This is a genomic window from Ruegeria sp. AF5, from assembly GCF_056541905.1.
The window spans coordinates 55,715-75,841 of the sequence record NZ_JBQFYZ010000011.1; the positions used below are offsets into that span (position 1 = coordinate 55,715).

At 56.8% G+C, this 20,127-nt stretch carries 17 protein-coding genes; 8 read left to right on the top strand and 9 right to left on the bottom strand.

Features of this window, described 5'->3' with window-relative positions; translation table 11 throughout:
* Position 1: 1 nt before the first annotated feature.
* On the top strand, positions 2-289 hold the full coding sequence (locus tag ACR0DS_RS15035) for a cytochrome C oxidase subunit IV family protein (RefSeq protein WP_267365170.1): 288 nt from the start codon (positions 2-4) through the stop codon (positions 287-289).
* 53 nt (positions 290-342) lie between these two features.
* Here ACR0DS_RS15035 and hemA read toward each other — a convergent pair whose 3' ends face one another.
* Positions 343-1,566: a 5-aminolevulinate synthase gene (gene hemA, locus ACR0DS_RS15040; protein WP_480488712.1), complete on the bottom strand. Its 1,224-nt coding sequence runs from the start codon at positions 1,564-1,566 to the stop codon at positions 343-345.
* Between the two features lie 185 nt (positions 1,567-1,751).
* Between hemA and ACR0DS_RS15045 the strand changes: the two genes are divergently transcribed.
* The 3 genes from ACR0DS_RS15045 (at position 1,752) to ACR0DS_RS15055 (ending at position 5,023) form a co-directional block, all read left to right on the top strand.
* Positions 1,752-2,444 carry a Crp/Fnr family transcriptional regulator gene (locus ACR0DS_RS15045; protein WP_267365173.1) on the top strand — a complete coding sequence of 231 codons (693 nt, stop codon included), beginning with the start codon at positions 1,752-1,754 and terminating at the stop codon, positions 2,442-2,444.
* A 139-nt stretch (positions 2,445-2,583) separates the two neighbouring features.
* A complete protein-coding gene (locus tag ACR0DS_RS15050) occupies positions 2,584-3,594 on the top strand; it encodes a D-cysteine desulfhydrase family protein (RefSeq protein ID WP_480616784.1) in 1,011 nt (336 codons plus the stop codon).
* Positions 3,595-3,778: 184 nt separating this feature from the next.
* Positions 3,779-5,023, top strand: coding sequence for a molybdopterin molybdotransferase MoeA (locus tag ACR0DS_RS15055; protein ID WP_480616786.1), 1,245 nt, complete (start codon positions 3,779-3,781; stop codon positions 5,021-5,023).
* Here ACR0DS_RS15055 and ACR0DS_RS15060 read toward each other — a convergent pair.
* From ACR0DS_RS15060 to ACR0DS_RS15075, 4 genes are all read right to left on the bottom strand, one after another.
* A complete protein-coding gene (locus ACR0DS_RS15060; RefSeq protein ID WP_480616788.1) occupies positions 5,020-7,440 on the bottom strand; it encodes a GcvT family protein in 2,421 nt (806 codons plus the stop codon). The genes ACR0DS_RS15055 and ACR0DS_RS15060 overlap by 4 nt on opposite strands.
* Before the next feature lie 152 nt (positions 7,441-7,592).
* A complete protein-coding gene (locus ACR0DS_RS15065) occupies positions 7,593-7,832 on the bottom strand; it encodes a hypothetical protein (RefSeq protein ID WP_480616790.1) in 240 nt (79 codons plus the stop codon).
* A 136-nt stretch (positions 7,833-7,968) separates the two neighbouring features.
* Entirely contained in the window at positions 7,969-9,126 is a 1,158-nt protein-coding gene (locus ACR0DS_RS15070) for an aromatic ring-hydroxylating oxygenase subunit alpha (RefSeq protein WP_480616792.1), read from the bottom strand.
* A gap of 103 nt (positions 9,127-9,229) precedes the next feature.
* Positions 9,230-10,135 carry a LysR substrate-binding domain-containing protein gene (locus tag ACR0DS_RS15075; RefSeq protein ID WP_480616794.1) on the bottom strand — a complete coding sequence of 302 codons (906 nt, stop codon included), beginning with the start codon at positions 10,133-10,135 and terminating at the stop codon, positions 9,230-9,232.
* A gap of 140 nt (positions 10,136-10,275) precedes the next feature.
* On the opposite strand from ACR0DS_RS15075, the gene ACR0DS_RS15080 reads away from it, so the two are divergent.
* Positions 10,276-11,220 (top strand): PDR/VanB family oxidoreductase, encoded by a 945-nt coding sequence (locus ACR0DS_RS15080; RefSeq protein WP_480616796.1) that lies wholly within the window; start codon positions 10,276-10,278, stop codon positions 11,218-11,220.
* A gap of 417 nt (positions 11,221-11,637) precedes the next feature.
* A complete protein-coding gene (locus tag ACR0DS_RS15085) occupies positions 11,638-13,464 on the top strand; it encodes a BCCT family transporter (protein ID WP_480616798.1) in 1,827 nt (608 codons plus the stop codon).
* Positions 13,465-13,661: 197 nt separating this feature from the next.
* Here ACR0DS_RS15085 and ACR0DS_RS15090 read toward each other — a convergent pair whose 3' ends face one another.
* The 4 genes from ACR0DS_RS15090 to ACR0DS_RS15105 form a co-directional block, all read right to left on the bottom strand.
* Positions 13,662-14,453, bottom strand: coding sequence for an FAD binding domain-containing protein (locus ACR0DS_RS15090; RefSeq protein WP_480616800.1), 792 nt, complete (start codon positions 14,451-14,453; stop codon positions 13,662-13,664).
* Between the two features lie 95 nt (positions 14,454-14,548).
* Entirely contained in the window at positions 14,549-16,909 is a 2,361-nt protein-coding gene (locus tag ACR0DS_RS15095; protein ID WP_480616802.1) for a xanthine dehydrogenase family protein molybdopterin-binding subunit, read from the bottom strand.
* Positions 16,910-16,989: 80 nt separating this feature from the next.
* A complete protein-coding gene (locus ACR0DS_RS15100; protein WP_480616805.1) occupies positions 16,990-17,472 on the bottom strand; it encodes a (2Fe-2S)-binding protein in 483 nt (160 codons plus the stop codon).
* A gap of 28 nt (positions 17,473-17,500) precedes the next feature.
* The gene (locus ACR0DS_RS15105; RefSeq protein ID WP_480484331.1) at positions 17,501-18,049 is read right to left on the bottom strand and encodes an SRPBCC family protein; all 549 of its coding nucleotides are present in this window, start codon (positions 18,047-18,049) and stop codon (positions 17,501-17,503) included.
* 181 nt (positions 18,050-18,230) lie between these two features.
* Between ACR0DS_RS15105 and ACR0DS_RS15110 the strand changes: the two genes are divergently transcribed.
* Both ACR0DS_RS15110 and ACR0DS_RS15115 read left to right on the top strand, forming a co-directional pair.
* The gene (locus ACR0DS_RS15110) at positions 18,231-18,911 is read left to right on the top strand and encodes a response regulator (protein WP_480484332.1); all 681 of its coding nucleotides are present in this window, start codon (positions 18,231-18,233) and stop codon (positions 18,909-18,911) included.
* A gap of 45 nt (positions 18,912-18,956) precedes the next feature.
* Positions 18,957-20,126, top strand: a complete 1,170-nt coding sequence (locus tag ACR0DS_RS15115) for an FIST N-terminal domain-containing protein (protein ID WP_480616807.1) — start codon at positions 18,957-18,959, stop codon at positions 20,124-20,126.
* Position 20,127 lies beyond the last annotated feature (1 nt).

Genomic DNA, 20,127 nt, shown 5'->3' on the forward strand with positions numbered 1-20,127 from the left:
TATGCCGGCAACTTCATCTTTTGCTAAATACTCCCGCCGGAGGCGTCCGAACTCACTCACCGGCGCGTGGCTGGCGCTTTTGGCGCTCAGTCTGGCTTCAACGCTTTTGACCCTGATGAAAACGCCTGACGCACTCATTGCAGGCGGTATCCTGCTCCTTGCCCTGATCAAAACCCGTGTGATTCTGGCCCGATATCTGGACCTGGCTGAAAGCCCGGGCTGGCTGCGTGGCTTCACCTTGGTTCTGACGGGCTTCTCTGCTGTGATCTTCGCACTTTACCTGATCTGAAAAAAGCCGCCCCTAAAAGGGACGGCAGGTTACCAAGCAAAGGGACGCTTAGGTTATTGTGCGGCCATTGGCATCCGCGCGATCTGACAGCGCTGCCACAGCGCCGACAGGGCGCCCACCAGATGATCGATATCCTCATCCGTATGAACGGGTGACGGCGTGATCCGCAGGCGCTCGGTTCCTTTTGGAACCGTGGGATAGTTGATCGGCTGAATGTAGATGCCAAACTCCTCAAGCAGGGTGTCCGAAATGAATTTACACTTCACAGGGTCGCCAACCATCACCGGGATGATATGGCTGGGGTTGGGCAAATGCGGAATGCCCTCGGCATCCAATCGGGCGCGTACCTGCGCCACGCGGGTCTTTTGCAAGTCACGCTCTGCACTTGAATGCTTCAAATGCCGGATCGATGCGGCAGCGCCGGCTGCAATCGATGGGGGTAGGGCAGTCGTGAAGATGAAGCCACTGGCAAAGCTGCGGACAAAATCACACAGCGCGGCTGAGGCCGCGATATACCCACCAACCACGCCGAACGCTTTGCCCAATGTACCTTCGATGACAGTCAGGCGATCCATCAATCCATCGCGTTCAGCAATCCCGCCACCGCGCGGGCCGTAAAGGCCGACGGCATGAACCTCGTCCAGATAGGTCATCGCGCCGTATTTGTCAGCCAGATCGCAGATTTCCTTGATGGGAGCGATATCGCCATCCATGGAGTAAACCGATTCAAATGCGATCATCTTGGGTGCGTCGGGATCCGCTGCGGCCAATTTGGCGTCCAAATCCGCCAAGTCGTTATGTTTCCAAATCACCTTCTGGGCACGCGAATGCCGGATACCTTCGATCATCGAGGCGTGGTTGAGCGCGTCAGAAAACACGATCAGCCCGGGAATTCGCGCGGCCAATGTCCCCAAAGCAGCCCAGTTCGACACATATCCCGAGGTGAACAGCAACGCGGCTTCTTTCCCATGCAGATCAGCCAGCTCAGCCTCAAGCAGAACGTGATCATGCGTGGTGCCCGAGATATTGCGCGTACCGCCAGCGCCTGCTCCGCAGCGGTCCAGTGCGTCGTGCATGGCAGAGATCACCGAAGGGTGCTGACCCATGCCCAGATAGTCATTTGAGCACCAGATCCGCACATCCCGCTGAACCGGCCCGTCGGTTTGACGCGCGTTCGGAAACGCGCCACGACGGCGTTGCAGGTCGATGAAAATCCGGTAGTTGCCTTCGTCTTTCAAAGTGTCGAGGCTCTGGCTGAAAAATTGCTCGAAGTCCATCTGGCGTGCTCCCCGGATAACTGAAATTTCGTTGAACCTATGCCAGAGGCGCCCGCCCTTACATGACAATAGTCAAGTTGGAGACTGAGAAAAGGGTGGCACCCCCGCGCTGGCTTTGGCATAGCATATCTCGGGGTTGATCATCCGGGGGTGTTCCCGGAGCGGACGAATAAGGGGCTGCCTTCTTGTCACACGAGGCACAAAAGATAATTGCGCGGCAGTCACTGCTCTTGCGAAGCCTGCCAGAGCAACATGTCGATACTCTGCTGCGTCAGGCCGTCTGGCGGCAATACGACCGGGGCGAGACGATCTTTCTGCAAGAGGAAGAGGCCAAGGCCGTACATGTTGTACTGGCTGGTTGGGTCAAGCTGTTTCGCATTTCCCCGACCGGTGCCGAAGCCGTGGTGAGCGTTTTCACGCGTGGTGAAAGCTTTGGCGAAGCCGTTGCGCTGCGCAATGTGCGCTATCCCGTTTCGGCCGAGGCGGTATCTCCCTGCGAGATCATGCACATCCCAAGTCCGGTGCTGCTGTCGCTGATGAAGCAAGACCCGGAAATCTGCGTATCGATCCTGGCGGCCACATTCACGCATCTGCATTCCCTGGTGGCGCAGCTCGAACAGCTCAAAGCCCAGACCGGTGCGCAGCGTGTCGCGGAATTCCTGCTGAACCTGTGTGATTGCGATGCCGGCCAGTGCGAAGTTGAGCTGCCGTATGACAAGATGCTGATCGCCGGGCGTCTGGGGATGAAACCCGAAAGCCTGAGCCGCGCGTTTTCGAGGTTGAAACCAGTTGGGGTTAAGATCAACCGAAACCACGCGGAAATTGCAGATATGGATGTATTGCGGAATTACGCGGAAAGCGACCCGAGCGAGAAATAGAGCCGCGTGACGGTTGCTCTGTATAGTAAACTGGCCATTCCCGGTCTGCGATCTTTCCGGCAATCACTATCTTTCCTATTCTTGCTGGATATGCCCTATCGGGCGTGATGCTGAATGGGTGAGTTGATGGAACACAGGCATGACGATTGAACAGCTACTGGCCGGTTTTCCCCGCGCGAGACTGATGGCAGCTGCTACACCGATCGAACGGCTCGACCGTCTGTCCGACCAGCTTGGTCTGGATCTGTGGATCAAGCGGGATGATCTGACAGGGTTGAGCTTTGGCGGCAACAAGACCCGACAGCTTGAATTCTATATGGGCGAGGCACAAAAACAGGGGGCAGATACCATTCTGATCACCGGCGCTGTGCAATCCAATTTCGTGCGCACGGCTGCCATGGCTGCATCGAAGCTTGGGATGGAGGCCGTGCTTCAATTGGAAGAGCGTGTGCCGGATATGGGAGAACATTATTATTCCTCGGGAAATGTACTTCTGGCCCGGCTTCTGGGTGCCGAGCACATGCACTACGATACCGGAGAAGACGAGGCCGGGGCCGACAATGCCCTTCACGCGCGGGCAGATCAGCTGATCGCTGAGGGCCGAAAACCATATGTAATTCACTTGGGCATCGATCATCCGCCCTTGGGGGCGTTAGGTTATGTGGCCGGGGCTGCCGAACTACTGGATCAGATCGCCGATTTCGACGTGGCGGTGGTGCCATCCGGCAGCGGTTCGACCCACGGCGGGTTTTTGGCCGGGCTGCGGCTGGCTGGCAACACGGCACCTGTTTATGGCATCTGCGTTCGCCGCGACCGCCACCAGCAATATGCGCGGTTGCAAAAGGTATTGGAACGGTTGGCGGGTATGATGAAGTTTGACCCGGCTCTGGTCATGAATGACATCCTCACATGGGACGGCACATTGCCCCCTGGATACGGGCGGATAGGTCCGTCCACACGGAGGGCGCTTGAACAGATGGCGCGTGCCGAGGGTGTTTTTCTTGATCCGGTCTACTCGGCCAAAACCTTTGCAGGTTTGTTGGAATTACTTGAAAACGGCACAATTCAACAGGGCCAGAAAGTTGTGCTGTTGCATACGGGTGGGCAACCCGCGCTGTTCGCATATCAGGAAGAGCTGTTCCCGGCCTGAGAGCCATCCGGGAAGCCACTGTAGCGGAAGTCGCGCTTGGCCAGCCAACTCGTCGTTTCGAAGCGCGCGACGCGGTTTCACGTGACCTATGTCAATGACAGTACCGCGGATGTCGTGTCGGTTGAGCGAGCCTAGCCCACCTTAGAATGGATGGAAGGCATGTTCGCAGAGTTGGAGGCTGGATATGGCTGATGGATGCGGCTGTGATCGACACGCGCATATGTATCTGAGCGTGGATGAGGCCCTGCGCCGGGGCCTGTCCGCTGCTGATCCGATCACAGAAACGGAAACGCTGCCTTTGGCCGCTGCAATTGGGCGAGTATTGGCCTGCGACTGTTTCAGCAAGGTCGATATGCCCGCTTTCGACAATTCGGCAATGGATGGCTATGCGGTTCGAACAGCCGATCTTGACGATACCGACCTGTTCCAGATGCCGGTGGCGGGTCGCATCGCGGCGGGGGACAGCGGATCTCATGCTGCACCTGTGGGTAGCGCGCTGAGGATTTTTACCGGAGCGCCCGTTCCCTCTGATTACGACGCCATCGTCATGCAGGAAGATTGTGATTTTGTGGAGGGACAAATTCGCTTCAGCCGCCGTCCAAAGCCCGGGCAACATATCCGGCGTGCCGGTGAAGACCTTCGTGCCGGAGCGCCGATCCTGCGGCGCGGCTGCGAGATTGGCCCGCGTGAGGTGGCAGCCCTTGCTTCCGCCGGGTATGGCGAGGTCGTGGTCCTCCGCAAGCTGAAGGTTTTGATCTTTTCAACCGGCAGTGAATTGCGCCAACCGGGTGAGCCCCTTGGGCCGGGGCAGATCTATAATTCGAACCGTTACATGCTGCTTGCGCTGTTGCAGAAGCCTTGGATTGAACTCACGGACCGGGGGCAGGTTGAAGATGATCCCGAGCTTTTGAAACAGGTCTTGCTGGACGCGACTGAAACCTCTGACCTGATTATCACAACCGGTGGTGTTTCTGTCGGCGATGAAGATCATATGCCGCGTCTGTTCACCGAGATCGGTGGCGTGACGGATGTGATGAAAGTCGCAATGAAACCGGGCAAGCCCATCATGTTCGGTCGGCGTGGCCGTGCGCTTTACATCGGTCTGCCTGGTAACACGGTTTCTGCTTTTGTGACCTGGCAAATTTTCGGATCGCAGATGATGGCGCGCCGCGCCGGTCTGCACCACACACCGCACGCAGCCGTACAAGCAGTTCTGTCGGAACCTTTGTACCGCACCGCAGGCCGACAGGAATATCGCCCGGTTCAGATTGACGGTCACACACTGGACGGACGGCCCCGATTGCGTCTGATGGAGCCGTCCTACAGTGGTCGTGTTGCTTTGCTTGCGCAAGCGGATGGATTGGCGATCATCCCGGCAGAAGTGACGGAATATCCCGAAGGGCAACGCCTTGAGCTATTGCGGTTTTAAGCCCTAAGCGCTTTTCCTGCGGCATCAAAGGGCGGTTCATGCAGGATTGTGGCCCTGTGTGGGCGCCCCAGAACCATAACCTCGACCTCATCACCTGGCTGGGCATTTTTTACATATCCCAAGGCCAACGACATTCCGACGGTGTAGCCATAGGTGCCTGAGGTCACCCGACCGATCCCTTCACCGTTCTTGAAGATCGGCTCGCCACCTGTTGCATCCGCGTTGGACGCTGTCACATCCGTTTCGTTAAGGTGCAGGATAACCAGGTCTTCCCGAGCTGGGTTCTGCAATACTTTCTGCGCAGCTGCCTTGTTGAGGAAGTCCTTTTCGAATTTGCAGAGGCGATCAAGATCCACTTCATGCGGCCAGTATTCCGGGCTGTATTCGCGGCTCCAAGACCCATAGCCCTTTTCGACCCGCATAGACATCAGTGCCCGACTGCCAACAGGGCCAGCCCCGAACTCTTTGCCTGCCTCAATCAAGGCATTGTACAGTCGTGCTTGATCTTGGGTGGCGCAATGCAGCTCCCACCCCAGATCGCCAGTAAAGGAGACGCGCAGGGCAAGGACCTGGACTCCCGCCAGCTCGATCTTGGCGGACCGCATGAACGGGAAATCTTCGGTTGCCAGCGATGTGTTGGTCAGACGTTGCAGGATGTCACGGGATTTGGGCCCGGCCACGTTAAAGCCGCACATCGCTTCGGTTTTGCTTTCGAAAGCGGTGCCTTCAGGCAGCGGAACCTGTTTGAAAAAGCGTTTGTGATACCGTTCTGCCATGCCCGAGCCGATCACCCAGAACTCGTCATCAGCCACGCGGGTGACGGTAAAGTCGCCTGCAATACCGCCGCGCTTTGAAATCAGTGGGGTCAGACAGGACCGACCAACGGTTTTGGGCATGGTGTTTGCAAAGACGGCATTCAGCCAGTCTGCTGCACCCGGACCCTTGCAGACATATTTGGCGAAATTCGAGATATCGATGATCCCGGCACGGTCGCGCAACATCCTGCATTCCTCGCCCACCGGTCCCCACCAGTTCTGACGGGTAAAGCCATTGGTGTCTTTGGTGCCGGGCGTTGCGGCAAACCACAGCGGATGTTCCCAACCGGCGTTCAGGCCAAAAACCGCGCCCATGGCTTTCTGCGCCTCATAGATCGGGCGAACCCGTGCCGGACGACCGGCGCTGCGTTCTTCATTGGGGAAATGGATCGCGAACCGATGACTGTACTGATCTGCCACGCGCGCTTTGGTGAATGCCTTGGTGGCCCAGCTGTCAAAACGCGCCAGATCCCAGGCGAACATGTCGTATTCCGTTTCACCCTCGATGATCCATTGCGCTGCCATCAGGCCCATGCCACCCGATTGCGAGAAGCCGGGGATGATACCATTGCAGCAGAAATAGCCGTCGACCTCGGGCACCGGCCCCATCAGAACGTTCGAATCCGGAGACCAGATCATTGGGCCGTTGATGACACGCTTGATCCCGGCTTCACCAACCGCGGGCAGGCGTTCGATGGCGTTCATCACGTTCTCTTCGATCCGTTCCAGATCATCAGGGAACAGGTCGTGGGCAAAATCCAGCGGCGTGCCTTCTTCGGCCCAGAACCTCATGTCTTTCTCATAGGCGCCGACCAGCAAGCCGTTGCCTTCCTGACGCAGGTAATACTCTCCATCCCGGTCCGACACAGACGGCAGGCGGGTGCCGTGGCTTTTCACATCCGCCATGGATTCGGTTACGAAATACTGGTGCTCTGTAGGTTGCAGCGGCAGTTCGATTCCAGCCAGTGCAGCAACCTCGCGCCCCCACAGGCCCGCTGCGTTCACCACCCAGCGTGTCCTGATGTCACCTTTTGGCGTTCTGACGATCCAACTACCATCCTCCTGCTGCTCGGTTGCGGTGACCGGAGTGAAACGGTGAATCTGCGCCCCACGTTGACGTGCGCCGACCGCATAGGCATTGGTCACGCCCGACGGGTCCACATTGCCGCCATCGGGTTCGAACATCACGCAACGGATACCGTCGTAATTGACCAGCGGGTTCAGCTTCTGGGCTTCCTCGATGCTGATCTCATAGAAATTCATTCCATACAGCCTGGCCTTTGCGGCCTGTAGCTTCAGCTGATGTTCGCGCTCTTCTGTCTGGGCCAAGTATAACGAGCCGGGCTGGAATACTCCGCAGCTTTGACCGGTTTCAGCTTCCAGCGCTTTATACAGGCTCATCGTGTAATGCTGGATGCGGCTGATATTGGTACTGTCGTGCAATCCGTGAATGTTGGCGGCTGCGTGCCAGGTTGACCCCGAGGTCAGCTCGTCCCGCTCTAACAGAACAACATCCGACCATCCCAGTTTGGTCAAATGATACAGGATCGAGCACCCGATTACTCCTCCGCCGATGACCACGGCCTGAGCTTCGTTTCGCATTTTGGCTATCTCGCGCGTTTTCGTTCGCGCCTGTTCTTTCATGAAGACTGGCCCATCGACAATGTCGACAAAATTCGAGATCGAATGAAGTCAGCTAAACTCAAACTTTGAAAATTGCCTTGCGGCGCGATACGCTTAAGCAAATGAGCTCGTCAGAACGTCAATCGGTGTGCGCGGCCACGTTCAAACAACTTCAGGTTCAACTCATCTGCCTCCGGCGCGCCGTATTCCAGCGCAAACACAAATGCGTGGGTCAGATAGAAGCACGCGGCTTCATGATGCTGGCGCTCTTCGGCGAGAATCGCCGCTTGGTGATACAGCCGGATCAATGCGGGTACATCTTTTTCCGCATGGGCCCGCAAGAGTTGTTTGTCGAGTTCGTCCAGATCCACTGTGACCCTTTCAGCGAATTCACACCGGCTGTCCTCTAGGAGACAAAAGACTGCAACGCGGTCCCGTCTGCTGTTGTTACAACCGATCCGCGATCTGGTCAGAAGGGCCTGACCAGATCAACATTTCCAGGATTGCTTACACTTCAGCCCGGGCTTTTTCGATCTGAGTTGCCACCCAATGATGAAAACAATGGGTCGGGCCGTCCATAGCGGGCGAGAAACGGCCGCCATCGAATTTCACGCCGTGACGGCCTTTCTGCATGCCTTCAACCACAAAGACGTCTTCCTCGAACACCGTTTTCCACAGTTGCGCATTCTTGGCGCGCAGTGCCTTGTGTTCTGGCGCGTCTTCCGGTTTTTTGGCGTAGTAGAGCTCAATCCGTTCGTTCGAACGCTCATGGGTGATCGGATCGATGAGGAAGGCAAAGCCGTGGTCGCGCTGAACACCCAGCAGGGTATTCGGGTAAACGACGATATATTCCGCGCCGTCATTCCACTGCTCACTCAGATTCTCGAAATCATCCAGCTTTTCGCCATCGTGACCTTCGAACTGGCGGTAGACATAAGTGCCCTGACCCGAGTATTTGCCCAATTCGTTGATGTTGTAGTGATCTTCCAGACGCGAATAGCTGTTCAGGCCGGGATGAACCCAGGGCAGGTGATAGCTTTCGCAGTAGTTCTCAACAGCCAGTTTCCAGTTCGAGTTCAACTCAAGGTAAACCGATGCGCCAACGCCACCGTGATACATCGGTTGATCGAATTCTTTCCAGCGTTCCATCAACTCGCCATGGACATCTTCGAATTCCGGCGCGTCGCCGCTGACATTGACAAAGACAACATCCCGCCAGACATAAGAGCGGATACGGATAAGGCCCAACTCGGCGAAATCCAGATCCTCATGGGTGTTTTGCCCGGGGCCACCGACATGAGGGGCGGTCCGGAGTTCACCATTCAGGCCATAGCACCAGCTGTGATAGGGGCAGCGGATTGCGCCGCGGATCTTTTGCGGCTTGTCGACCAAAATCATGCCGCGATGGCGGCAGGTGTTCTGGAACACACCGATCTGACCGTCGCGATCACGAACCATCAACAGCGGCACACCCAGGAAATTGATCGGATACGCATCTCCCGCCTCGGGAATGTCTTTGCCAAAGCCGATGCCGGACCAGTTCGCAAACAAGACCGCATCCCGTTCTTCGGCAAAAACTGCGGGATCAATATAATGCTCGTTCGGCAGACCCTTTGCGGTGTTTACCGGTGTCAGAACAGACGAAAGCGGTGCGTGCTTGTTCATCGGCCACTCCTGAGTGATTTTGAATGAGTTTATCGCTGCATCCATTGGCGGCTGAGGCCGTCCACGTTCAATACTAAAAATCCTAATGGCAAATTGAGGCAGGCTAAACCGAGCCCTGAGACAGTTCGTTAAGCAACCAATTCTTGAGAGCCAGCGCCCCTTCCGAGAGCTGATCGTCCGGGCGACCGACAAGATAGAAATTGTCCGGGGCGGGCAGGCTGAACTCCTCTAATGCCACGAGTTTCCCCGATGCGAGCATGGGCTGGACCAGACGTTTCCACCCCAACGCAAGACCCGCGCCTTTACGCGCGACCTGAAGGGCAAGCGCATAGCTGTTCACCCGCGATCCCACAGGAACAACCCCGGAAAATCCGAGGTCATGGAACCAGGATGACCAGGTCGTCCAGGTGCTGTCCTGCGTTTCAAGATGGATCAAACGCCGCTGCACGAGGTCTTCAAGACTGGCCCCTTTAAGGTCCGCGGCCATCTGGGGGCTGCAAACGGGTGTAAGGATATCGCGGTACAGTTTCGTGTGCGTGAGTTGCGCGTTCGCGTCCCGGCCATAGCGGATGAACAAGTCGATATCCGGCCGGTCCGTGAACGCCTTGTCTTGTGCCATCTGGTTCACTTTTACGTGCGGATAATCCTGCCAGAACCGGATGACAGACGGCGACAGCCAAAGTGCGGCGACGGCAGTGGTTGACCCAACGGTTACGTGGTTTTCGGAATCATTGCTGCGAATCTTTTCAAGCACCTTTGAAATCTGCCGGAACGAAGTGCCGAGTGCCTCAAACAGGTCTTGCCCATCCTCGGTCAGTTCCACGCCGCGGTGCTTTCGGACAAAAAGGGCCGCGCCCAGCTCGCTTTCCAGCGCCTTAATCTGATGACTGACGGCACCAGGCGTCACGGAAAGCTCGCTTGCGGCTTCCTTGAAACTGAGATGCCGAGCGGCGGCTTCAAAGGCCGATAGTGTCGTAAGTGGAGGAAGGTTGTAGTGGCGTCGAGACATGGAGGTTTGTTGGCTTTTGAACTCTGGGTGAGCTCAATTCACCCGAATGTTAGAAATTTTGCAATTGAAATCTATCTTTTTTCCTGTTGTTTGCTGAAAGACGCAGAATGTACGCCACGTGAGACCGAACAGGACAAGTGATGGATACTCAAGTTGCCCGCCTTGTGCGAAAAACACCACTCAGTCCCGACACCTCTGATTTCTGCTTCGAGATCGAAAGCGGGCGCTTCACCAGCCTCGAGCCCGGGGCGCATGTGGACATCCATCTTGAAGACGGTCTGATACGGCAATACTCGCTGTGGAGCTGGAGCCAGGATGGACGCCTGATCAACGTGGCCGTCAAACGCGAAGACGAAGGGCGAGGCGGGTCACTGGCGATGCATGACCTGCAAGAGGGCGCGACCGTGGAAATTGGCGGTCCCCGCAACCATTTCAAACTCGAAAGCCATGATCGGCACGTCACTTTGATCGCTGGCGGTATCGGGGCCACACCATTGGTTGCAATGGCACGTGAGTTGCTGAACCGAGGGCAGGATTTTCGTGTCTACTATCTTGTTCGTTCGAAAGAATACGCGGCGATGGATGCGCAATTCCGGGCGCTTGGACTGGATGAATGGTATCATTTGCATTGTGATAACACAGACGGGGTATTCGATCTGAGATCGGTCATGCAATCGATGCCGATGGGCGCAGACGTTTATACCTGCGGCCCGGAACCGATGCTGAATGCGGTACTGGAAGCAGGTGCCTTGCTGCGTGGCGGCGCGATACACTTTGAACGGTTCGCCGCCGCGTCGGACATTGAACATGCCCCGAACGCCGATTTCCAGATCAAGATCCAGTCGACCGGCGCGGTCTATCCCGTTGGCAAGGACCAATCTATTCTGGAGGTTTTGCAGGCCAATGGTGTGCAGGTTGATTTCGGCTGCTCCGAAGGGCTTTGCGGAACCTGTATCGTTGATGTCGTGTCCGGCGAAGTTGATCATCGCGACGGTATACTTACTCCGCAAGAGCAGGAAACGCATGAGTTCCTGTGCACATGCGTTTCGCGGGCCAAGTCGGACAAACTGGTATTGAAACTGTAGAAGGAACCACAATCACGCCCTTTACTTGTTCTCGCTAACACGTGTTTCGAGTAACCGAGAGCGTCGTTTCGAGTAGCATAAGGGTCGGATTCTTGGGTGAGCTGCCCTAACCTCTGTCATAGGTTTTCCCGAATTGAAGGGCGCAACCACTTCTTGCGAAGCTGCTACCAGGTTCAACGGCAGACAGACTTGCCACAACGAACCAACAGCTTTTGCAAGCGAACACAATCTGGGAGGAAAAGAGCGGTGGGCGATCCCACATGGTGTGTGGTCTTCCCCGTAAATCTCAGCTGAGTTGCAGTCAACTCGCTGATCGTTTGGTGCATTGGGCATGTTTGTTTACGCCGTCCCGCGCGGTGCACCCCAAGCAGAAATCCAAAGAACAAGAAACGGCGAACACACGGAGGAAAACGCAATATGTCGATACCCGATCCATTCACGGACGTTGAGATAAAGACGGCGGATGCCGGTTTTTATGAAAACTACAGCGTCCCAATTGCCCTGATCAGCAAGGCCATCATGGTCGCGCTGGTTCTGTGGGCATTGGTATTCCCTGCAAATGCAAACGGCACGCTTGGCAGCCTGAACGGGCGGCTGCTTGAGCTTTTCAACAGCTTCTACATTGTCATTGTCGGGTTGTTCCTCGTTTTTCTGGCCGTTGTCGCCGCTATTCCGTCCACGGGTCGCCGTGTGATGGGAACACCCGGTGAAAAGCCCGAGTTTTCAAACTTCTCATGGTTCTCCATGATGTTCGGCGCCGGCCTGGGTGTTGGTCTGATGGTTTTTGCAACCGCAGAACCGTTGGGGCTGTGGGGTTCGAACCCCGAAGTCGTATCCGAGGCGGTCGTTGGAAATACACCCGAAGCACTGCAGTCGGCTTACCGCTATACCTTCTTGCACTACGGGTTTCACGCTTGGGCCATCTATGTGGTGACCGGTTTGTCGCTGGCATATTACGCTTATACCCGCGACATGCCTCTCACCATCCGTTCGGCGCTGACGCCTCTGTTTGGCCGCTTCGTCAATGGTTTCTTCGGCCATGTGGTTGACGTACTTGGCGTTGTTGCAACGATCCTCGGTGTTTCCGTCACCATCGGCTATGGTGTCAGCCAGTTCATCGACGGGCTTTATGCCATCACCGGTATGGAGTGGGTCATGGATCTGGGTGGTGAAGTTCCAACCCCCAGCAAAGTGGGTCTGATCACCGGTCTGGTCGTCATCATGTGCCTGTCGATTATTTCGGCCGTATCAGGCGTTGGTCGTGGTGTTAAATACCTGTCGAACCTGAACCTCGTATTGTCGATCATCCTGTTGGGCACGTTTGTTGTTTTCGGCTCGTTCGTCTTTGCTATGACCACTTATGGCACTGCAATGGTCGACTATATCCTGCATATCCTGTCGCTCAGCTTTAACGCTTATGGTCCACTGTCAGTTGAAGCCTTCGCTGCGGCTTTGCCTGCCGAAGCACAAGCCCATGCCAATGATCTGATGGGCGGAGCTACCAATGCGTGGGGCAGCTTTGACGGTTTCAAGAGTGGCCTGGAAGGGGCAGCAGCAGAGTTGGATGAAGCAACCCTGGCAGCCGTTTATGCGGCGGGTGAGCAGGGGCGTCAGTTCGGCTGGCAGTCGGGTTGGACCACGTTCTACTGGGCCTGGTGGATCGCGTTCTCGCCCTTCGTGGGCCTGTTCCTCGCGCGCATATCGAAAGGACGCTCTGTCCGCGAGTTCATCGTAGGCTGTGTGTTCGCCCCGGCTTTGGTGTGCTTTGCATGGATGACTGTTCTGGGAGGAACTGCGATTGATCTGGAACTGGCAGGCGCCGCAGAAGGTGCAATCATCGGTGCATCGAACACCAACAAGCTGTTCGTGACACTATCTTACATGATTGACGGTGGTCTGCTGTCAATGCTGAACGTGATGTGCGTGATCCTGATCATGACATTCCTCGTCACGTCGGCAGACTCGGGCATTCTGGTGATGAACACCATCATGTCGGGTGGCAGCCAGGAGACGGGCATCAAGCACCGCATCATCTGGGGTGTCATCCTGACGGCTGTGATCGGCGCGCTGATCCTCGCAGCCGGTGAAAACAACCCGATGGATGCGCTGCGAAACGCGATGATCATCGGTGCATTGCCCTTTACTGCTGTGATGGGTCTGATGTGTATTGCTCTGGCCAAAGCTTTGTTCCGCGACAGCCAGCGTGACAAACACGCCGCTACAGGTGCACAAGCCGCCGAATAAAGCGAAAGCTTAGTTTATGACTTGATCAGGCCGCCCGGAAATGGGCGGCCTGATTTCATTTTGCGCAGACACTGGCCACGACCCTCAAACAACGGAAAAGTGCTGGCCAGCCCGACCTTGGTGAGACACCAAAACCATATCTCAACGAAAAAGCCCCGGTAAAAACCGGGACTTTTGAGCATCTTGTCGTGAAATGCCTACATGCAGGCTTCAACGGCGCGTTTGGTCATGACCGACACAAGATGCGCCCGGTATTCCTTGCTGCCATGTAAATCAGCGATCATGTTGGCGGGGTTAATCCGAAGGTCCATCAAGGCGTCCGGGCGAAACTCCTTGTTCAGCGCCTGCTCGGCTTCGCTCCAACGGAAGACGCCATCCTCACTTGCCCCGGTCACCGCCACGCGCACGCCGTCCGTGAAACGGGCCAAATATACCCCAACAAGTGCAAACCGCGATGCTGGTTGCAGGAATTTTTGATAGCTTGCCGCCTGCGGAACCGGAAAGCGGATCGAGGTGATGATCTCTCCTTCATCCAGGGCTGTGGTGAACATGCCCTGAAAAAAGTCATCTGCCGCAATTTGACGCGCGTTGGTCACCACGGTTGCGCCCGATCCCAGCACACCCGCCGGATAGCAGGCAGCCGGGTCATTGTTCGCAACCGAACCACCGATGGTTCCGCGATTGCGCACTGCCGGGTCGCCAATTTGTCCAGCCAATGCCGCCAGCGCGGGATAAGATCCTGCAGCGTCGCGAGCAACGACAGCGTGAGGTGTTGCACCCCCAACAGAGACCGAGCCGTCATCATCAACGCAGACGCCTTGCATCTCGGCAATGCCGCCCATCGACACCAGTCTGGACGGTGCCGCCAATCGCTGTTTCAATGTCGGGATCAGGGTTTGCCCGCCTCCCAACGCCTGCGCATCCTCTGTTGCCAATGCTGCAACTGCGTCAGCAATGGTCGAGGGCTTCTCAAACTCGAAATTGTACATTTCGTTCTTCCTTTCCGAAAGGCGCTGATCCGCCCTTCATCTGGCTATAAATATCCCAGGGAGCGCGAGGGGCTGGCCCCTCGCACCCCAACCTCTCAACCATGCATCGCAGTCCAAACGCGTGACGGGCTCATCGGCATGTCGATATGATCAACAGCCCTTCCACCCGAGTTCAACGCATCCAGCACCGCGTTGACCACCGCTGGCGGTGAGCCGATCGCTCCGGCCTCGCCGCAACCCTTCACGCCCAGCGGATTGTGCGTACAGGGCGTCTGGCTGGAATGATCCACGCCGTAGAACGGGACATCATCGGCGCGTGGCATCGCGTAATCCATGTAGGACGCGCTCAGCAATTGGCCGTTCTCGTCATAGGCACAGTTCTCCAGCAAGGCCTGACCGATGCCCTGACCAATACCGCCATGCACTTGTCCATCAACGATCATTGGATTGACGATATTGCCAAAGTCATCTGCAGCCGTGAACTTCTCGATACTGACCTGACCTGTGTCTGGATCAACCTCGACCTCACAGGCATAAGCCCCTGCCGGGAAAGTAAAGTTGGCCGGGTCATAGAACGCGGTTTCCTCCAGCCCCGGTTCAACTTCCAGCGGATAGTTGTGCGGGACATAGGCCGTAAGAGTCACATCCCCCCACGCCACCGACTTGTCGGTCCCCGCAACACTGAACTGACCGTCTTTGAGTTCGATATCTGCCTCGGACGCCTCCAACAGGTGGGCTGCGATCTTTTTGGCCTTGTCGATCACCTTTTCGGTGGCCTTGACCATAGCCGAGCCGCAGACCGCCAGCGAGCGTGAGCCATAGGTGCCCATGCCGAACGGGATCTTCGAGGTGTCCCCGTGCACGATCTCGACCATTGACTCGTCGATGCCGATCATGTCGGCCACGACCTGCGGAAAGGCTGTTTCATGGCCTTGCCCGTGGCTGTGTGCGCCAACCATCACACTGATCGAGCCGGTGGCGTTCACCCGAACTGTCGCCGCGTCGTAAAGACCTGCACGGGCTCCCAACATGCCGACGATATTCGAAGGCGCGATACCACAAGCCTCGATATAGCAATTGACGCCGAGACCGCGCAGCTTGCCTTTGGCCTCACTCTGCGCGCGTCGTGCGGCAAAGCCCGCAAGATCAGCAGCAGCCTCAAGCTTGTCCATTGTCCCGTTGTAGTCCCCGGTGTCGTAAGTCAGCGCCACTGGCGTGTCATAGGGGAACTGCGTGACAAAGTTCTGGCGACGCAGGGCGATCGGATCGACACCTAACTCGCGCGCAGCCTTGTCGATGACACGCTCCAGTTGGAAGGTTGCTTCGGGTCGACCAGCGCCGCGATAGGCGTCCACCGGCACCGTGTTTGTGAACATCGCCTTCACATTCACCTGAATGACCGGGGTCTTATAGTTGCCTGCCATCAGCGTCCCATGCAGCCATGTCGGAACCGAGCTGGAGAAGGTCGACAGATAGGCACCCAGATTGGCATAGGTGTTGGTCCGCAGGCCGATGAAGTTGTTATCCGCATCCAGAGCCAGCTCAATCGTGCTGACATGGTCACGACCCTGCGCATCCGACATGAACGCCTCGGACCGGCTGGCCGTCCACTTGACGGGGCGGTTGCAGGCCTTGGCGGCAAAGGTGCAGAACGCTTCTTCTGCGTAATGGAAAATCTTGGTGCCAAAACCACCGCCCACATCCGGGGCTACGACGCGGACTTTGTGTTCCGGCAGACCCAGAACGAACGCGCACATCAACAAACGGATGACATGCGGGTTCTGCGACGTGGTATAGAGCGTATATTCATCTGTGCCCCGGCTGTACTCGGCCACAGCCACGCGCGGCTCCATCGGGTTGGCGACCAGCCGGTTGTTCACCAGATCCAAAGTGGTGACATGCGCCGCATTGGCAAAGACGTTATTCACCTTGGCGTCGTCGGCCTCACCCAGCTGCCAGTCATAGCAGATGTTGTTTTTCAGATCGTCATGAACCAGCGTCGCGCCATCCTGCGCGGCGGATTTCATGTCGATCACGGCGGGCAGTTCCTCGAAATCCAGATCAATAGCCTCGGCCGCGTCACGGGCCTGTTCCAGACTGTCAGCCACCACGGCGGCAATGGGATCGCCCACATGGCGCACCTTGCCCTGTGCCAGAATTGGGTGTGGTGGTTCCTGCATCGGCGCGCCGTGCTTGTCGGTCACTTCCCAGCCACAGGGCATTCCGCCCACGCCTTCAAAGTCTTTGCCGGTGAATACTCTGACCACACCGGGCATACCTTCGGCGGTTGATGTATCTACAGAATTGATCCGACCATGCGCGATGTCGGACCGCAGGAAATATACGTAAGCCTGACCACGTACGTTGATGTCGTCGGTATAGTTGCCTGCTCCGGTCAGAAAGCGGACGTCCTCGCGCCGCTTGGAACTGGCTCCGATGCCACTGTCTTTGGGCATTGCTTGTTCTCCTCCCATAAACGGATGCTACTGCACCCTTCACTTGTCCCACGGGCGCAACGTTTACGCCCGCAGCGGCATCATTCCGCGGCGATACTGCCGACGTCCTGGCCTGAGGCGGCCATGATCGCCTTGACGATATTGTGGTACCCGGTGCAGCGGCACAGGTTGCCTTCCAGGTACTTTCGGATTTCGGCCTCAGATGGGCGCGGGTTGTCTTTCAGCAGCGCTGCGGCGCTCATCACCATACCCGGTGTACAGAACCCGCATTGAAGGCCGTGATGATCCTGAAAGGCTTGCTGGATCACGTTCAGCGAACCGTCCGCATTTGCCTGACCTTCGATGGTGCCAACATCAGCACCGTCGGCTTCGATCGCCAGCATATTGCACGACTTCACGGCCTGACCATTCACATGTACAACGCAGGCGCCGCACTGGGCCGTATCACAGCCGACATGCGTGCCCGTCAATGAAAGTTGCTCGCGCAGAAAGCCGGACAGTAATGTCCGGCCCTCGACCTCGCCGCTTACGGCCTTGCCGTTCACGGTCATGGAAATTTTCATGACTTTCTCCTCCCTGAGTTCCAACTGTTCAACCGCCCAATACGCGCTTGAACCAACCTTTTTTTGCTTCGTCGCCTTCACCCTCGGCAGAAGGTTCAGCTTGAACCTGATCCGAGGTTTCCGGATCGGGTGTTTTTTCGGGTTCGACCGCGTTCTGAAAATTTTCAAAGAACCGGCCGGCCATTTTTCTGGCGACGCCATCGATGACCCTGCTTCCCAGCTGGGCCAACTTGCCACCGACACGTGCGTCGACGGTATAGGTCAGCAGAGTACCTTCGGGCACATCAGACAAACTGACATCGGCCGCACCCTTGGCAAAACCCGCAGCCCCACCCTTACCTTCACCCGAGAGCTTCACGCTTTCAAGCGTTACGATATCAGAAAGGGTAACGGCCCCTTTGAAGGTCGCTTTTACGGGGCCGACTTTCTGCACCACCGTTGCTTCGAACCCGTCATCGACCGAGCCGGTCATTTCCTGACATCCCGGAACGCATTCTTTCAGAACCTCAGCCGACAGAAGCGCGTCCCAGACCTTGGATCGCGGCGCGGCAATGACGCGGCTGTCACTAAGCTCCATTTCTCTTCTCCAGGTGTTTTTTCTTACGCTACGTGGTGTTTTTCGCCCTGCCTATTAGACCTTGGGTGTAGGTGACGCCGAGCCGGTCTTATGTACGACTTTGGGCCAGTAGGCGCAGATTACTTTCGTTGTTAGGATTGGGTAAGCTGGGGACAATCTGATTGAAAAAAGGCAATACCAAATGCTTGCTGACTCCGTTGTAAGGTCTGGCTTCGAGAAAGTGCTGATCGTCGATGACCACCCCCTGTTTTGCGACGCGCTGTCGATGACCTTGCAAAGCGTGGCGCAGATCGGCGAAATCCATACCGCGGACCGACTGGAAGGCGCGATGGAACTTCTGTCAGGGGGGCTGAAACCGGACGCGGTCATGCTGGACCTCAACCTGCCGGATGTGGAGGGGCTGGACGGCCTTGTCCGTCTGAAGGCTGCTGCGAATGCCCCGGTTATTGTGGTGTCCTCGATGACGGATAATCGCGTTGTCAGTCAGGTGATTCAGGCGGGCGCATCGGGTTATGTACCCAAGCATAGCCAACGCGATGTGTTTCGCCTGGCATTCGAGACAGTGCATTCCGGCAAAGTTTTCGTGCCCGAAGGATGCGTTCTGATCAATGTTGAAGAGGATGAACACGCCGACGCGGTCAATCGGCTTGCGACGCTGACAAATCAGCAGGCCCGCATTCTGCAACTGATCTGTGAGGGCAAGCTGAACAAACAGATTGCCTATGACCTGTCCATTGCGGAACCCACGGTCAAAGCGCATGTCACGGCAATCATGCGGAAACTGGGTGTGCAAAGCCGGACGCAAGCCGTTCTGATTGCAAAGAAAGCTTCGTTTGCCAGCGTCTTGCAAGACCAAGGCTAAGCGTCATACTCTCACCACATCGTCGCGCTTTAGGGAGGAGGCTCGATGGACCAAGCAGTCGGGTGGACGACAGCCCGGACCGGTGCGACAGGCATCGTCAAAACGGCTTTCGTGCGTTACGACACCGGGCAGGCGCTTGGGGTGCTCGAACGTCAATTCGGGGCTGAGCCACTTGCGCTGGTGATATTGTTCGTCAGTCCGAACGCGGACGCGGCTGCGGTCATTGCCAAAGCCGAGCAGGTGTTTGCGCCTACGCCGGTGGTTGGCTGCACCACCGCCGGAGAACTTGCGGATAGCGGTTATTGCGAAGATCAGATCGTCGCAATCGGCCTTCCGCAATCCCATTTCGACACGCGTACGGTCCTGGTTTCCGATCTGAACGATTTTGAGGCGGAAAGCATCATCAACGAGATGATCCACAACCGAAATGCCATGATGGTCACGGCGCCCGACTGGAACCATGAATTTACATTCCTGATGATCGACGGATTGTCGACCAAAGAGGATGCGTTGACCTCCGAGTTGGCCGTCGGCTTGGGGCCGGTGCCATTGTTTGGCGGATCGGCCGGTGATGGAACCCGGTTCGGGCGTACCTATGTGCTGCATCAGGGCAAAGCACTGAGCAATGCTGCCATACTGACTCAGGTTCGTACGCGGTGCCCGATCAAGGTGTTCAAAACTGATCATCTGGTTCCAACGACCCGGCGTATGGTCGTAACCAAGGCGGATCCGGCAAAACGCATCGTTGAGGAGATCAATGCCGAGCCCGCCGCCCGCGAGTACGCCCGTATCCTTGGCAAGGATCCGGAACAACTGACGACATTCACCTTTGCGGCGCACCCCGTTGTTGTGCAGATTGGTGGGCAGCATCACGTCCGCGCCATTCAGCAGGTGGCGGGCAACGGGGACCTTGTCTTTTTCTCGGCCATTGATGAAGGGCTTGTGCTGACGCTGGCCGAACCAAGGGACATGGTCGAGCACCTTGAGGAAGAAATCGGCCTTCTGACCGAGAAACGGCAACCCGACACAATTCTGGGTTGCGACTGCATTCTCCGCCGACTGGAAGCGCAGGAAAAGCAAAAGACTCGCGAAATCTCGGACATTCTGGCCCGCAACCACGTTGTCGGATTTTCAACCTACGGAGAGCAGTACAACTCAATCCATGTGAACCAAACTCTGACGGGTGTTGCGATTTATCCACCCGAGAAAGAGTAAC

Excerpts from the sequence above, each read along its gene's own strand:
- hemA (WP_480488712.1), bottom strand. The coding sequence starts at position 1,566 with ATGGACTTCGAGCAATTTTTCAGCCAGAGCCTCGACACTTTGAAAGAC.
- ACR0DS_RS15090 (WP_480616800.1), bottom strand. The coding sequence starts at position 14,453 with ATGTACAATTTCGAGTTTGAGAAGCCCTCGACCATTGCTGACGCAGTT.
- ACR0DS_RS15100 (WP_480616805.1), bottom strand. The coding sequence starts at position 17,472 with ATGAAAATTTCCATGACCGTGAACGGCAAGGCCGTAAGCGGCGAGGTC.
- ACR0DS_RS15115 (WP_480616807.1), top strand. The coding sequence starts at position 18,957 with ATGGACCAAGCAGTCGGGTGGACGACAGCCCGGACCGGTGCGACAGGC.
- ACR0DS_RS15055 (WP_480616786.1), top strand. The coding sequence starts at position 3,779 with ATGGCTGATGGATGCGGCTGTGATCGACACGCGCATATGTATCTGAGC.
- ACR0DS_RS15095 (WP_480616802.1), bottom strand. The coding sequence starts at position 16,909 with ATGCCCAAAGACAGTGGCATCGGAGCCAGTTCCAAGCGGCGCGAGGAC.
- ACR0DS_RS15080 (WP_480616796.1), top strand. The coding sequence starts at position 10,276 with ATGGATACTCAAGTTGCCCGCCTTGTGCGAAAAACACCACTCAGTCCC.
- ACR0DS_RS15110 (WP_480484332.1), top strand. The coding sequence starts at position 18,231 with ATGCTTGCTGACTCCGTTGTAAGGTCTGGCTTCGAGAAAGTGCTGATC.
- ACR0DS_RS15075 (WP_480616794.1), bottom strand. The coding sequence starts at position 10,135 with ATGTCTCGACGCCACTACAACCTTCCTCCACTTACGACACTATCGGCC.
- ACR0DS_RS15035 (WP_267365170.1), top strand. The coding sequence starts at position 2 with ATGCCGGCAACTTCATCTTTTGCTAAATACTCCCGCCGGAGGCGTCCG.
- ACR0DS_RS15105 (WP_480484331.1), bottom strand. The coding sequence starts at position 18,049 with ATGGAGCTTAGTGACAGCCGCGTCATTGCCGCGCCGCGATCCAAGGTC.
- ACR0DS_RS15070 (WP_480616792.1), bottom strand. The coding sequence starts at position 9,126 with ATGAACAAGCACGCACCGCTTTCGTCTGTTCTGACACCGGTAAACACC.
- ACR0DS_RS15060 (WP_480616788.1), bottom strand. The coding sequence starts at position 7,440 with ATGCGAAACGAAGCTCAGGCCGTGGTCATCGGCGGAGGAGTAATCGGG.
- ACR0DS_RS15085 (WP_480616798.1), top strand. The coding sequence starts at position 11,638 with ATGTCGATACCCGATCCATTCACGGACGTTGAGATAAAGACGGCGGAT.
- ACR0DS_RS15050 (WP_480616784.1), top strand. The coding sequence starts at position 2,584 with ATGACGATTGAACAGCTACTGGCCGGTTTTCCCCGCGCGAGACTGATG.